Source organism: Ruegeria sp. D4 (genome assembly GCF_056534475.1).
This window is the reverse complement of the sequence record NZ_JBQFPJ010000001.1, coordinates 723,578-736,452: the sequence shown is the minus strand read 5'-3', so window position 1 is coordinate 736,452 and position 12,875 is coordinate 723,578. Positions and strand designations below refer to the sequence as shown.

Sequence of the window (12,875 nt, the reverse complement as noted above, 5' to 3'; positions counted from 1 at the left end):
ATCTTTGGCGCGCAACATACGACATGACGCGCCATTGTCACCTGCAAATACCGGACGCCATGCCCATTCATTCGGAAAACCGCCACCTGCCTTACACCGCTCAGCAGATGTATGATCTGGTTGCCGATGTGGCCAAATATCCGGAATTCCTGCCATGGTGTGCCGCGGCGCGGGTCCGCAAGACCTTTGCTGTTGGAGAAGCGCAGGTGATGGAGGCCGATCTGGTCATCTCTTTCAAAGTCTTTCGCGAGCGTTTCGGCAGCCGCGTGACTTTGTTTGCGGATCAGAAAAGGATCGATACCGAATACCTGGATGGTCCGTTCAAATACATGAAGTCCGACTGGCAGTTCGAGGACGCCCCGGATGGCGGCTGCAATATCGCTTTCCATGTGGACTTCGAATTCAAGAATGCCATCCTGCAAGGCATCATCGGCGTTGTATTCAACGAAGCAATGCAGCGGATCGTACGCGCGTTCGAAGCCCGGGCCGCGGAACTTTACGGTTAATGTCCCAATCCTGAGGCTTTACCGGAGACGGGCGCACGCTAGACTGCGCTCATGACCGATTTCACTACCAAGATTGCCGCTTTCGCCGCTGGCCCCGTTTCGACCTCATCCCAGACCCGGATCGTAACATCCCTGTCCGTGCTCGACTGGATCGCGGTAGGGCGGGCGGGCGCGGACGAACCTGTGTCGAAAACCGTCCGCGCAATGGTTCTGGCCGAGGCCGGCCTACAACAGGCCCGCTTGTTCGGCGGCGGTTCGGCGCCCTTGCGCGCGGCCGCGTTGGTCAACGGTGCGGTCTCACATGCGCTGGATTACGACGACACGCATTTTGCCCATATCGGACACCCCTCGGTAGCGGTTTTGCCTGCTGCGTTGGCCTTGGCAGAATGGGACGACCGTATTGTCGTTGACCTTCTTGAGGCCGCGCTGGTTGGTATGGAGGTCTCCATCCGCATCGGGCTGTGGCTGGGACGCGGTCATTATCAAGCTGGGTTTCACCAGACCGCAACGGCGGGTGCGTTTGGTGCGGCCGTTGCCGCCGGGCGGATATTGGGCTTCGATGCCGGGCAAATGGAAAGAGCCCTGGGGCTTACTGCGACACGCGCCGCCGGGCTTAAGGCGCAGTTTGGAACCATGGGTAAACCATATAACGCCGGTATGGCATCATCTACCGGAGTCGAGGCGGCGCTGCTCGTTCAGCACGGGTTCGAACCGAACTCTGCCGCGCTTGAAGGGCAGTACGGGTTTGGCGCCACTCATCACGGAGAGGGCGACATCGTCTCTGCACTCGAGGGTTTGGGCGATGAATGGCTGTTCGAGTCCGTCAGCCACAAGTTCCATGCCTGCTGCCACGGGTTGCACGCCGCGCTGGAAGCGGCGCGTGACCTTGACATCGCGGAACCCGAAGTGGCCGAGATCAAGATCAAGACGCACCCGCGCTGGATGAGCGTGTGTAACCAGATGTCGCCGGACACCGGATTGGGTGCCAAGTTTTCCTATCGAACGGTGATTGCGATGCAGGCGCTGGGATTCGATACCGCATTGCCGGAAAGCTATTCGGCCAGAACCTGCGCCGACCCGCGCATTGTGTCCCTGCGAAACCGGATTTCAGTCGATGCCGATGACAGCCTGTCTGAAACGCAAGCGCAGATATCTCTTCTGCGCCGCGATGGCGTCCGGCGTAAGGCGAAGCATGATCTGCTGACGCCCATGGCTCTGTCGGACCGCGAAGACCGCGTCCGCGGCAAGGCCGCCAAACTTATCGGACACGAAGACGCGGACGCGGTCTGGTCGATGCTGCGCACCGGGGGCCGCGCCCGCGAATTGCCAATCAATCCTGTAGGTTAATCAACCCGCCAGTGCAGCGGGAAGCCCGGGTCGAACACGGTCACAGGGCCATCCCCTGTCTCAATTTTGGACGGGTAGGTCACCGCGTCACCCTTCGTCAGGGTGAGGCTGTCCTCATTCACAGGCAAGCCATAGAATGCCGGACCGTTGAGCGAGGCAAACCCTTCCAGCTTGTCCAGCGCGTTTTCACGCTCGAACATTTCCGCCAGCAGCGACATGGTGTTTGTCGCCGTGAAACACCCGGCGCAGCCGCAGGCCATTTCCTTGTTAGCATCCGTATGCGGCGCGCTGTCCGTGCCCAGGAAATACCGCGCATCGCCCGAGGTCGCTGCGGCCAGCAATGCAAGGCGGTGTTCTTCCCGTTTTGCGACAGGAAGACAATAATAATGTGGTTTGATGCCGCCAACCAGAATGTGGTTGCGATTGATGATCAGGTGATGCGCCGTAATCGTTGCGCCCAGTCCGGCCTCATTCGATTTGACATAATCGACACCGTCTTTCGTCGTAATATGCTCCATCACAACACGCAGTTCGGGCGTCGCCTTGCGGATCGGATCCAGAACGCGGTCGATGAACACAGCCTCACGGTCGAAAATATCGATCTCTGCATCGGTTACTTCGCCGTGCACACAAAGCGGCAAACCGATGCTCGCCATTTTTTCCAGTACATGGCGGACCTTGTCGAAATCGCGCACGCCCGAGGCAGAATTCGTCGTCGCGCCTGCCGGGTACAGCTTGACAGCCTTGATCAGACCGCTGGCATGGGCGGCGGCCAGATCATCCGGGTCCGTATCTTCAGTCAGATACAACGTCATCAACGGCTCGAAACTCATTCCTTCCGGCAGCGCGGCCAGAATACGCTCCCGATAGGCTGCGGCCTGTGCGCCGGTGACGACAGGGGGCACAAGGTTCGGCATGATGATGGCGCGCGCAAAATGGCGTGCTGTTTCGGGCAAAACGGTCTGCAACATAGCGCCATCGCGCAGATGCAGATGCCAGTCGTCGGGGCGGCGGATCGTGATGCTGTCTGTCATGTGCCCCGGCTAGCACAAGGGTCGCAATCGTGAAAGACCTTGTCGAACCATCTGATCGCAGTAAGTCCAGAAAGACCCGTGGGGTTGACGCAAGACCGGCACCATGCCCTTGTGTGCGAAAGGAGATTGGCTGATGAACCACCCCCAATCCATTGATGCGGTTCAGAAGATGTTGGGCGCGCAGGGATACGTCTGCGGCCGGTCTCTGGCGACCGTTGTGTTTCTGTCTCTCAAACTGGGTCGCCCGCTGTTTCTGGAAGGCGAGGCCGGGGTTGGCAAAACCGAGATCGCCAAGGCGCTGGCTTCCGGTCTGGGGCGGCGGCTCATCCGGTTGCAGTGCTACGAGGGGCTGGATGCCGCATCGGCCGTTTACGAGTGGAACTTTCCTGCGCAAATGGTAGCAATCCGGACAGCCGAAGCGGCAGGTGCTGCCGACAGATCCGCCCTGCAGGCCGAACTGTTTTCCAAAGACTACCTCGTGGAACGCCCCTTGCTGCAGGCTATGCAGCCTGATGAAAACGGCGCGCCTGTACTTCTGATTGACGAACTGGACCGGACGGACGAGCCATTCGAAGCCTTTCTGCTGGAAGCTCTCAGTGATTTTCAGGTGACGATCCCGGAGCTCGGTACGATCAAAGCGCCGGAACCTCCAATTGTGATCGTCACGTCGAACCGAACGCGCGAGGTCCACGACGCGCTAAAACGACGGTGCCTGTATCATTGGGTCGACTATCCGGATTTCGACCGTGAAATCGAAATCCTGCATGCCCGCGCGCCCGAGGCTGCCGACGCCCTCAGTCGTGAAATTGTGGCCTTTGTCCAGCATCTGCGGACCGAGGACCTGTTCAAGAAGCCCGGCGTCGCCGAAACGATCGACTGGGCCAAGTGCCTGTTGGCGCTGGATGTCATCAATCTCAGCCCCGAAGTGATCGGCGACACACTGGGCGCAATCCTGAAATACCAGGACGATATCCAGAAACTGCAGGGGTCCGAGGCGAAACGCATTCTGGATCAGGCCAAAGCCTCACTCGAACCGGCGTGATGCTTCATCTTTTCCGAAATACTCCGGGGGTATGAGGGCAGCGCCCCCATGCATTGTGATGGCCGAGCAACTGCCTATCGACATTCCCGATGATCCCAAACTGGCGCAGAATATCACCCATTTTGCCCGCGCTCTGCGCAAGGCCGGGTTGCCGATAGGAACCGGCCGCGTCATTGATGCCATCCGCGCCGTTGAAGCCGCCGGTTTTACCCGCAAGCAGGATTTCTACTGGACCCTCCACGCCTGTTTCGTCAGTCGTCCGGAACACCGCACCGTGTTTGCACAGGTGTTTCGCCTGTATTGGCGGGATCCACGCTATCTCGAACACATGATGTCCATGATGCTGCCGGCCATTCGCGGTGTTCAGGAGGAGCGCAAAGCGGATGCAGCCGAAAAGCGGGCAGCCGAGGCCCTGCTGGATGGTGTCGAAAAGGATCTGCCGGAAGTCGAGGATCAGGGTGAGGAAACCGAACTCGACATTGATGCCTCTCAGACCGCGTCGTCCGAAGAACGACTGCGAAATCTGGATTTCGAACAGATGAGCACCGACGAAATCGCACAGGCCAAACGGATGCTGTCGCGCTTGTCTCTGCCGGTCAAACCCATTGCTTCACGCCGTTGTCAAGTCAGCCATCTGGGTCATCGTATCGACCGGGCCCGAACGTTGCGGGCCGCGATGCGGCAGGGTGGGGACATGCGGGACATCGCCCGGCAACGGCCCAGACCGCGCTGGCCCAACCTTGTCGTTCTTTGCGATATATCGGGCTCGATGAGTCAATACAGCCGGATCATCCTGCATTTTTTGCACACCGTCTCGAATGCGCGCGGCGCGGGCTGGGCCAGGGTTCATGCTTTCACTTTCGGAACCCGACTGACGAACATCACCAGACACCTGCATCAGCGCGATGTCGATGCAGCGCTGGCCGCCGCCGGGGCCGAGGCGCAGGACTGGGAAGGAGGAACCCGTATCGGGGAGTGCCTTCATGCTTTCAACCGTGATTGGTCCCGAAGGGTCATGGGGCAGGGCGCGGTGGTTCTGCTGATCTCAGACGGGCTGGATCGCGGTGAGCCGGATGCACTGGCGAAGGAAATTGAGAGGCTGCATCTCTCTGCAAGGCGCCTGATCTGGCTGAACCCCCTGCTGCGATGGGATGGCTTTGCACCCAAAGCCAAGGGAATTGCGGCCATGCTGCCCCATGTCGACAGCTTCCGGGCGGGTCATTCCATCGCCTCGCTTGAGGAACTGGCCCAAGTCATATCGCAGACCGACGACAACGGCGAGAAAGCGCGGCTGTTGACCGCGCTTTCAGAGCAGGCTTAGCCTAGCTGCTTTTCATTGCACTCTCGTGCCATTTCCATGGCTTTGTAGGTGCCCGTTAGATCGACGGTAAAGGCGAATTCCTTTTCCGGAAAAACGACCATGACCTTCTGTTTGGCCAGATCGTCGGCGAATTGCGGGTTGTCCGACAGGACATAGCCACCGGAATAGCCCTTGGTGATGTTCCCTTTCATGCCAGTACCTTCGCCGACATACAGGTTGTCACCCAGCATGATTGCGACCGCACCTTTTTCACCGCGTTTGATATCGGTTTTTTCCTTGGTGAATATGCCGACGTAGCCAACCCCGCGGTCTTCGGTCAACCCCATCTGAACCACGTTTTCGGCACTGTCCACGGCTTCAATCAGACAGGACTTCTTTTCCTTGTCCACAAAGACTTTCCAGCCCTCGACTTCTCCATACCGTTCGAATGTATCAGCCCATACAGCAGTCGAGGCCATCAGCCCCAATGCGGTCCCCAGTGAAAGAATACGTTTCAATTTTCTCTCCGATTCAAAAAAAGTGGCAGAACATCAGGCAGCTTGCCAGATGCGGGGGTTAGGCTAAATCCTGCGCCGAAAACAATCAATCCTAGGGTTATTTGAATATGATGAAGCCGTCAGATTGCCCCGAGGATCCGTTTGTCTTCCAGCAATGGTTTTCTTGCTGACCTCGCCGCAGGGCTGACTTTTCATTGCAGCAAACCTGCCTATGTTGGAACGGGAAACGCCAGGAGGTTTCGATGGACCGATTCGACAATAGCCCGGAGACAGCACTGAACTGGTTCCGCAAGGGCCGTGGCGCGGCCCTGGCGACCGTCGTCGATACCTGGGGCAGTGCACCGCGCCGGGTGGGATCGCAGCTTGTGATCGGGGGAGATGGCCGGATCGAAGGGTCGGTCTCCGGTGGATGTGTCGAGGGCGCCGTGATCGTCGAAGCAATGGAAGCCATCGATGAAGGCGAGGCGCGCTTGCTGGAATTCGGTGTCAGTGACGAGGACGCTTTTGCCGTCGGTCTGGCCTGTGGCGGCACGATACGTGTTCTGGTCGAGCCTGTCGGCTCGGTTCTGACGGAAAACATGCTGACGGATCTGGTTGCGGCGCGCGCAGAGCGTGAAGCCGTCGCGTATGAAGTCAATATCGACACAGGGCACCGGGCTTTACGCCGGAACGCGTATCACGAGAGGCTCCGCATGGACCGGTCCGGTTTTGAAGCGGACGGCAAGACCTTTGTGGCTGTCCACAACCCTCCGCTGCGGCTGATCATCGTGGGCGCGGTCCACATTGCGCAGGCGCTTGTTCCAATGGCGCGGGTCGCCGGGTATGATCCTGCAATCATTGATCCGCGAGAGGCTTTCGCATCCAGCGCGCGGTTTCCCGGTGAAACCATTCTGACGGAATGGCCAGACGAGGCGGTCGCTCAACTGGGGCTGGATGCGCGGACCGCAGTGGTTTTGCTGACCCACGATCCCAAACTGGATGATCCGGCGTTGCAGGCCGCGTTGCAGGCTGATGTGTTCTATATAGGCGCACTTGGTTCTACACGCACACACGCCAAACGAGTGGACCGCATGACGCAGGCTGGTTTTACAGATGCGCAGATTGCCAGAATCCACGGTCCGATCGGACTGGATATCGGCGCTGCGGATCCTTCGGAAATAGCGGTTGCCATACTGGCGCAAATGACCGCCGTATTGCGGGGCAAGGCGTGAAATTCGGGCCGGTTCTGGTGTCCGAAGCCGAAGGGACAGTTTTGGCGCACTCGATTCAGGCTGGTACAACCAAACTGCGCAAAGGCGTGATCCTGTCGCGTGAACACCTTGAACAACTGACACAAGCCGGCCATTCCGAGGTTATCGTGGCCCGGCTGGAACCAGGGGATCGCCACGAGGACGAAGCCGCCCGAATGCTGGCCGAGGCTCTGGCGCCAGACCCGGCCGCTGCCGGTCTTCGGGTAACGCAGCCATTTACCGGGCGCGTCAACCTGCTGGCGGACGGGCCCGGCGTCGTGGTTCTGGATACAGATGCTCTGCGGCAGTTCAATCTGGTCAATCCAATGATAACGGTCGCCACTGTCCCCCAGCACCAGCAGATGGAAGCCGGTGGAATGGTCGCAACGATCAAGGTGATCTCGTATGCGGTTCCCGGCGGTGACGTGTTGCGGGCATCGCGACTGGCCGAGAACTCGATCCGGCTGGCCACGCCTGTCCACCGCACTGCCGGATTGATCGTGACCGACATCCCCGGCGGTCCACCGAATGAAAAGGGCATTGCTTCGATGCGCGGACGTGTCGAAGCGCTTGGGATGGAGTTGAACGATATCCGCATCGTGCCGCATCGAACGCCAGATCTGGCCGAAGCCATTGCCGCCATGCAAGAGGATATCGTAATGATTCTGACGGGGTCTGCGACATCGGACCCCGCCGACGTGGCCCCCGAAGCCGTGCGCTCGGCTGGGGGTCAGGTAGACAGGTTTGGTATGCCGGTCGATCCCGGCAACCTGCTGTTTCTTGGCAGCTTGTCGGATCGTCCCGTCATTGGTCTGCCGGGATGTGCGCGTGCGCCTGCCTTGAACGGGGCCGACTGGGTGTTGTCCCGCGTGGCCTGCGGTATCCCCGTGACCAGTGCGGATATCGCCGGGATGGGGGTTGGGGGATTGCTCAAGGAAATTCCGACACGACCGCAGCCCCGGGCCAGAAAGAAGGTGTGACGTAGGGGCATTTTGCCCGGTCGCCATTGCGGGCTAAGCTGTTGTGTTTGGCCAATCCCCCTGTTCGTGCACCTGCCAAAGATTTTTGTTCTCAAACGAAAATTCCCGTGTTTAACTCGGCACAAGCAAAAAAACGAAATGGGAGGAACTTATGACACAGGTCTCAATGACCGTGAACGGAAAACCCGTGAGCGGTGATGTCGAAGGCCGGACCTTGTTGTCCAGCTTTCTGCGCGATCACCTGTCGCTGACCGGGACACATGTTGGTTGCGACACCGCGCAGTGCGGCGCGTGCGTCGTTCACGTGAACGGAGAGGTGGTCAAATCCTGCAACATGCTGGCGCTTGAGGCGGACGGTGCCGACGTCGGCACGATTGAGGGGCAGGCCAACCCGGACGGTTCGCTGAACGTGATCCAGCAGGCGTTTCAGGATCACCATGGCCTTCAGTGCGGCTTTTGCACGCCCGGCATGGTGATGAGCGCCGCCGCGCTGCTGAAAGATAACCCGCGTCCGACCGAGGCCGAGATCCGGAAATATCTGGAAGGCAACCTGTGCCGCTGCACCGGGTATCACAATATCGTCAAGGCGATCATGGCCGCATCGGGCCAGGACGTTTCCAGCATCGCCGCCGAATAAAGCGGTCGCAAAGAATTTTCAGCGAAAATTCTTTCCCAGGGAGGAGAACAAGCAATGCCCAAAGACAGTGGCATCGGAGCCAGTTCCAAGCGGCGCGAGGACGTGCGCTTTCTGACCGGAGCGGGCAATTACACCGACGACATCAACGTACGTGGTCAGGCCTATGTACATTTTCTGCGATCCGACATCGCACATGGCCGGATCAAATCCATAGACACATCTGCGGCGGAAGCCATGCCAGGTGTGGTCAAAGTGTTCACCGGTAAGGACTTTGAAGGCGTGGGCGGGATGCCCTGCGGCTGGGAAGTCACCGACAAACACGGCGCACCCATGCAGGAACCGCCGCACCCCATTCTGGCGCAGGGCAAAGTGCGTCACGTTGGCGATCCCATCGCCGCCGTTGTGGCCGATAGCCTTGAACAGGCGCGCGACGCGGCCGAGGCAATCGACGTGGATATCGATGAATTGCCAGCCGTCATGGATATGAAGGCCGCAGCGCAAGATGGCGCGACGCTGGTTCATGACGACCTCAAGAACAACATCTGCTACGACTGGCAGCTGGGCGAAGCGGACGACGCCAAGGTCAACGAGGTCTTTGCCAACGCGGCTCATGTGACCTCGCTGGATCTGGTCAACAACCGTCTGGTCGCCAACCCGATGGAGCCGCGCGTGGCCGTGGCCGAGTACAGCCGCGCGACCGAAGAGTATACTCTGTACACGACGTCGCAGAACCCGCACGTGATCCGTCTGCTGATGTGTGCCTTTGTTTTGGGTCTGCCCGAACACAAGGTCCGCGTGGTGGCCCCGGATGTGGGTGGCGGCTTTGGCACCAAGATCTTCCACTATGCCGAAGAAGCGTTCTGTACCTTTGCGGCAAAAGCCTGCGGGCGTCCGGTCAAGTGGACCGCCAGCCGGTCCGAGGCATTCATGTCGGATGCGCAGGGTCGGGATCACGTCAGCAAGATCGAGCTGGCGCTGGATGCGGACAATAATTTTGTCGGCCTGCGGACCAACACCTATGCCAATCTGGGCGCGTATCTGTCGACCTTCTCCAGCTCGGTTCCGACCTGGCTGCACGGCACACTGATGGCGGGCAACTACAAGACGCCGGTCATTCAGGTAAACGTGAAAGCGATGTTCACCAACACGGTGCCGGTGGATGCCTATCGCGGTGCAGGCCGCCCCGAGGCGACCTTCCAGTTGGAGCGCGTCGTGGACAAGGCCGCACGTGAGCTGGGCGTCGATCCGATTGCACTGCGCCGTCAGAACTTCATCACTCAGTTCCCCTATGACACGCCGGTGGCGCTGACTTATGACACTGGAAACTACAACGGGACGATGGACAAGCTTGAGGCCGCTGCCGATTTGGCGGGCTTTGCTGCACGTCGGTCGGCGAGTGAGGCCAAAGGCAAGCTACGCGGTCTTGGGATCAACTGCTATATCGAGGCCTGCGGCATCGCGCCCTCGAACATCGTTGGGATGCTGGGGGCCCGCGCGGGTCTCTATGACGCTGCGACGGTGCGCGTGAACGCGACTGGTTCGATCAGCGTCATGGTCGGTGCGCACAGCCATGGGCAGGGGCATGAAACCGCCTTCCCGCAGGTCGTGGCGGACATGATCGGCATCGACGAGTCGATGGTCGAGATCGTGCATGGGGATACGTCCAAGATCCCGTTCGGGATGGGCACCTACGGCTCACGTTCGCTTGCGGTCTGTGGGTCGGCCATGGTCAAGGCGACCGAGAAGGTGATCGATAAGGCGAAAAAGATCGCTGCACATCTGCTTGAGGCGTCCGAGGCCGATATCGAGCTGAAGGAAGGTCAGTTCAGTGTCGCGGGCACCGATAAATCGGTTGCCTGGGGGGATGTGACCCTGACGGCATATGTCCCGCACAACTATCCGCTGGAGGTCGAGCCGGGGCTTGAGGAAACCGCCTTCTATGACCCTGCCAATTTCACCTTCCCGGCAGGTGCTTATGCCTGTGAGGTCGAGGTTGATCCGGACACCGGTCAGGTCAGCATCGAGAAATTCACGGCCGCGGATGATTTTGGCAATATCGTCAATCCGATGATCGTTGACGGCCAGGTCCATGGCGGTATCGGTCAGGGCATCGGTCAGGCCCTGCTGGAGAACTGCGCCTATGACGAGAATGGCCAGTTGCTGAGTGCGTCCTTCATGGATTACGCCATGCCGCGTGCCGATGATGTGCCATTCTATGGTGTCGACCATTCCAGCCAGACGCCGTGCACGCATAACCCATTGGGTGTGAAGGGCTGTGGCGAAGCGGGCGCGATCGGATCGCCGCCGGCAGTTGTCAATGCGGTGCTGGATGCGCTGAATTCGGGCGGGAAGGCGGTGGACCACATCGACATGCCGGTCAGCCCGTCGCGCGTCTGGGCAGCCATGAACGGCTGAGTTGAGAGGGTGGACCGGGGGCCAGCCCCCGGACCCCCGGAGTATTTCCAAAAAGATGAAGGGCCGGGAAACGCCCTTCGGAAAGGAAAAGCGAAATGTACAGTTTCGAGTTTGAAAAACCCTCGACCATAGCCGATGCGGTTGCCGCGTTGGCGGCCGAGGATGCACAAGCGTTGGGAGGAGGGCAGACCCTTATCCCGACGCTGAAACAGCGACTGGCGGCGCCGTCATCCCTGGTATCCCTGAGCGGAATTGCCGAGATGAAGGGTGTTTGCATTGAAGACGATGGCTCGGTTGCGATCGGTGGGGCGACGACTCATGCCTCGGTGGCGCGTGATGCGGCGGGGTCGTACCCGGCACTGGCGGCGCTGGCTGGTCAGATCGGCGATCCGGCAGTGCGCAACCGCGGTACAATTGGCGGGTCGGTGGCAAACAATGATCCTGCAGCCTGTTATCCTGCGGGTGTTCTGGGATCAGGTGCGACCATCGTTACCAATACACGCCAGATTGCGGCAGATGATTTTTTTCAGGGCATGTTCACCACTGCGCTGGATGAGGGTGAAATCATTACGTCTGTCCGCTTTCCGGTGCCACAGGCGGCGAGTTACCAGAAGTTTCTGCAACCGGCGTCGCGTTTTGCGTTGGTGGGTGTGTTTCTTGCCCGTTTCGCTGACGGTGTTCGGGTTGCCGTAACCGGGGCCAGCGAAGATGGCGTGTTTCGATGGGGTGAGGCTGAGCAGGCCCTGAACAAGGAGTTCCGGCCGGATGCGTTGATGGATCTGAGGGTCAATCCCGCGAACATGATTGGGGACTTGCATGGCAGCAAGGAGTATCGCGCACATCTGGTCAACGTGATGACCAGACGGGCTGTCGAAGCGACGATGTAAACAGCGCTATGAACAGGTGCAACCCCCGGATTTACCGGGGGTTGATCTTTTGACGCACTCTGGGCGGCTTTGAAGGGCGCCAGTACGCGCCGGTTTCCTCACGAGCCTTCTGATATTCTTCCACGCGAATTCGTGCGGCGTCGCCGCCGGCGTCAAAGAGATGACCAAGCAAGCATTCCAGAACGGCCATTGCGCCCGAAAAGCTTGAGAAGTGGTGCAGGGATCGGGTGCTGACTGCCAGTACAACGTCGGGTTTGACGCCCGGGGCGATGACGTCACTGTCCGACAAAAGTATGATCTTCATTCCCATGTCGCGGGCATACCGCATGGCCTGAATCGTGTCCGCTGAATAAGGCTGGACCGTGATTGCGAACAGACAATCCTGCGTGTCCCCTTCGATCAGATCATCAATCGCGGAGCCCATTTGCCGAGGGATAAGCTGCATTCCGGGTTGTGCCATGCGTCCGGCGTAGCAAAAATACGAGGCCAGTGCATGGCTGGCCCGTGTGGCCGTCACAAAGCAACGCTTTGCATTGGATATGATATCCGTGGCCATCTGCATTTTCTTGGGGTCTATCTGCCGCAACGAGCGGGTGACGACGTTCAACTCATTCCGTGCGAATTGGGATTGAGCCGTAGCGAATTGCCCTTCTTGTCTGAGGCTGGACAGCCAGTCCTGTCCCAGCTGTTCCTCTCGGTCTGTGGCCAGAGCGTGCCGAAATGGCTGACGAAAGGCGTCAAACCCGTCAAAGCCCAGCCTCTGTGCCAATCGGACCAGAACGTTGGAACTGACGCCGATCTTTTGGGCGGTAACTCGAACCGGGTCGATACCGAAATCTGCCGGATGATCGATAATGTATTTTGCGGCTGCCTGAAGCTGTGTCGGCAGGTCATCGATGGTGCGGCGAAGGCGGCTGGTCAGTTGGGTTGGAGATTCCGGCATGTTTCTAGAAAAACATATGTTATGAAAAAGGCAAGTT

General features: G+C 59.3%; 12 protein-coding genes. 9 read left to right on the top strand and 3 right to left on the bottom strand.

What is annotated here, in order from left to right; all coding sequences use genetic code 11:
* The first annotated feature begins 59 nt into the window (after positions 1-59).
* Both ACR0MI_RS03690 and ACR0MI_RS03685 read left to right on the top strand, forming a co-directional pair.
* Positions 60-506: a type II toxin-antitoxin system RatA family toxin gene (locus tag ACR0MI_RS03690; protein ID WP_170616917.1), complete on the top strand. Its 447-nt coding sequence runs from the start codon at positions 60-62 to the stop codon at positions 504-506.
* A 51-nt stretch (positions 507-557) separates the two neighbouring features.
* The gene (locus tag ACR0MI_RS03685; protein WP_170816529.1) at positions 558-1,853 is read left to right on the top strand and encodes an MmgE/PrpD family protein; all 1,296 of its coding nucleotides are present in this window, start codon (positions 558-560) and stop codon (positions 1,851-1,853) included.
* Here ACR0MI_RS03685 and pyrC read toward each other — a convergent pair.
* Entirely contained in the window at positions 1,850-2,887 is a 1,038-nt protein-coding gene (pyrC, locus tag ACR0MI_RS03680) for a dihydroorotase (protein WP_170616753.1), read from the bottom strand. The two genes, ACR0MI_RS03685 and pyrC, sit on opposite strands and share 4 nt — an antisense overlap.
* 133 nt (positions 2,888-3,020) lie before the next feature.
* On the opposite strand from pyrC, the gene ACR0MI_RS03675 reads away from it, so the two are divergent.
* Positions 3,021-3,929: an AAA family ATPase gene (locus tag ACR0MI_RS03675; RefSeq protein WP_170616755.1), complete on the top strand. Its 909-nt coding sequence runs from the start codon at positions 3,021-3,023 to the stop codon at positions 3,927-3,929.
* Positions 3,930-3,987: 58 nt separating this feature from the next.
* Positions 3,988-5,250, top strand: coding sequence for a vWA domain-containing protein (locus ACR0MI_RS03670; protein ID WP_170616757.1), 1,263 nt, complete (start codon positions 3,988-3,990; stop codon positions 5,248-5,250).
* On the opposite strand, the gene ACR0MI_RS03665 is transcribed toward ACR0MI_RS03670, so the two are convergent.
* Positions 5,247-5,747 (bottom strand): hypothetical protein, encoded by a 501-nt coding sequence (locus ACR0MI_RS03665; protein ID WP_170616759.1) that lies wholly within the window; start codon positions 5,745-5,747, stop codon positions 5,247-5,249. The two genes, ACR0MI_RS03670 and ACR0MI_RS03665, sit on opposite strands and share 4 nt — an antisense overlap.
* A gap of 242 nt (positions 5,748-5,989) precedes the next feature.
* Between ACR0MI_RS03665 and ACR0MI_RS03660 the strand changes: the two genes are divergently transcribed.
* The 5 genes from ACR0MI_RS03660 (at position 5,990) to ACR0MI_RS03640 (ending at position 11,895) form a co-directional block, all read left to right on the top strand.
* Positions 5,990-6,958 (top strand): XdhC family protein, encoded by a 969-nt coding sequence (locus ACR0MI_RS03660; RefSeq protein ID WP_170616761.1) that lies wholly within the window; start codon positions 5,990-5,992, stop codon positions 6,956-6,958.
* Positions 6,955-7,956: a molybdopterin-binding protein gene (locus ACR0MI_RS03655; protein ID WP_170616763.1), complete on the top strand. Its 1,002-nt coding sequence runs from the start codon at positions 6,955-6,957 to the stop codon at positions 7,954-7,956. Before ACR0MI_RS03660 ends, ACR0MI_RS03655 begins: the two co-directional genes overlap by 4 nt.
* A 151-nt stretch (positions 7,957-8,107) precedes the next feature.
* Positions 8,108-8,593 carry a (2Fe-2S)-binding protein gene (locus tag ACR0MI_RS03650; RefSeq protein WP_170616765.1) on the top strand — a complete coding sequence of 162 codons (486 nt, stop codon included), beginning with the start codon at positions 8,108-8,110 and terminating at the stop codon, positions 8,591-8,593.
* 54 nt (positions 8,594-8,647) lie between these two features.
* Positions 8,648-11,008 (top strand): xanthine dehydrogenase family protein molybdopterin-binding subunit, encoded by a 2,361-nt coding sequence (locus ACR0MI_RS03645; protein WP_170616767.1) that lies wholly within the window; start codon positions 8,648-8,650, stop codon positions 11,006-11,008.
* Positions 11,009-11,103: 95 nt separating this feature from the next.
* Positions 11,104-11,895 carry an FAD binding domain-containing protein gene (locus tag ACR0MI_RS03640; protein ID WP_170616769.1) on the top strand — a complete coding sequence of 264 codons (792 nt, stop codon included), beginning with the start codon at positions 11,104-11,106 and terminating at the stop codon, positions 11,893-11,895.
* Positions 11,896-11,926: 31 nt separating this feature from the next.
* Here ACR0MI_RS03640 and ACR0MI_RS03635 read toward each other — a convergent pair whose 3' ends face one another.
* Positions 11,927-12,838 (bottom strand): MurR/RpiR family transcriptional regulator, encoded by a 912-nt coding sequence (locus tag ACR0MI_RS03635; RefSeq protein ID WP_170816530.1) that lies wholly within the window; start codon positions 12,836-12,838, stop codon positions 11,927-11,929.
* Between the last annotated feature and the right edge of the window lie 37 nt (positions 12,839-12,875).

Bases quoted from the DNA above. Each gene is read 5' to 3' on its own strand.
- ACR0MI_RS03660 (WP_170616761.1), top strand. From the start codon at position 5,990: ATGGACCGATTCGACAATAGCCCGGAGACAGCACTGAACTGGTTCCGC.
- ACR0MI_RS03645 (WP_170616767.1), top strand. From the start codon at position 8,648: ATGCCCAAAGACAGTGGCATCGGAGCCAGTTCCAAGCGGCGCGAGGAC.
- ACR0MI_RS03640 (WP_170616769.1), top strand. From the start codon at position 11,104: ATGTACAGTTTCGAGTTTGAAAAACCCTCGACCATAGCCGATGCGGTT.
- ACR0MI_RS03685 (WP_170816529.1), top strand. From the start codon at position 558: ATGACCGATTTCACTACCAAGATTGCCGCTTTCGCCGCTGGCCCCGTT.
- ACR0MI_RS03670 (WP_170616757.1), top strand. From the start codon at position 3,988: ATGGCCGAGCAACTGCCTATCGACATTCCCGATGATCCCAAACTGGCG.
- ACR0MI_RS03675 (WP_170616755.1), top strand. From the start codon at position 3,021: ATGAACCACCCCCAATCCATTGATGCGGTTCAGAAGATGTTGGGCGCG.
- ACR0MI_RS03650 (WP_170616765.1), top strand. From the start codon at position 8,108: ATGACACAGGTCTCAATGACCGTGAACGGAAAACCCGTGAGCGGTGAT.
- pyrC (WP_170616753.1), bottom strand. From the start codon at position 2,887: ATGACAGACAGCATCACGATCCGCCGCCCCGACGACTGGCATCTGCAT.
- ACR0MI_RS03635 (WP_170816530.1), bottom strand. From the start codon at position 12,838: ATGCCGGAATCTCCAACCCAACTGACCAGCCGCCTTCGCCGCACCATC.
- ACR0MI_RS03690 (WP_170616917.1), top strand. From the start codon at position 60: ATGCCCATTCATTCGGAAAACCGCCACCTGCCTTACACCGCTCAGCAG.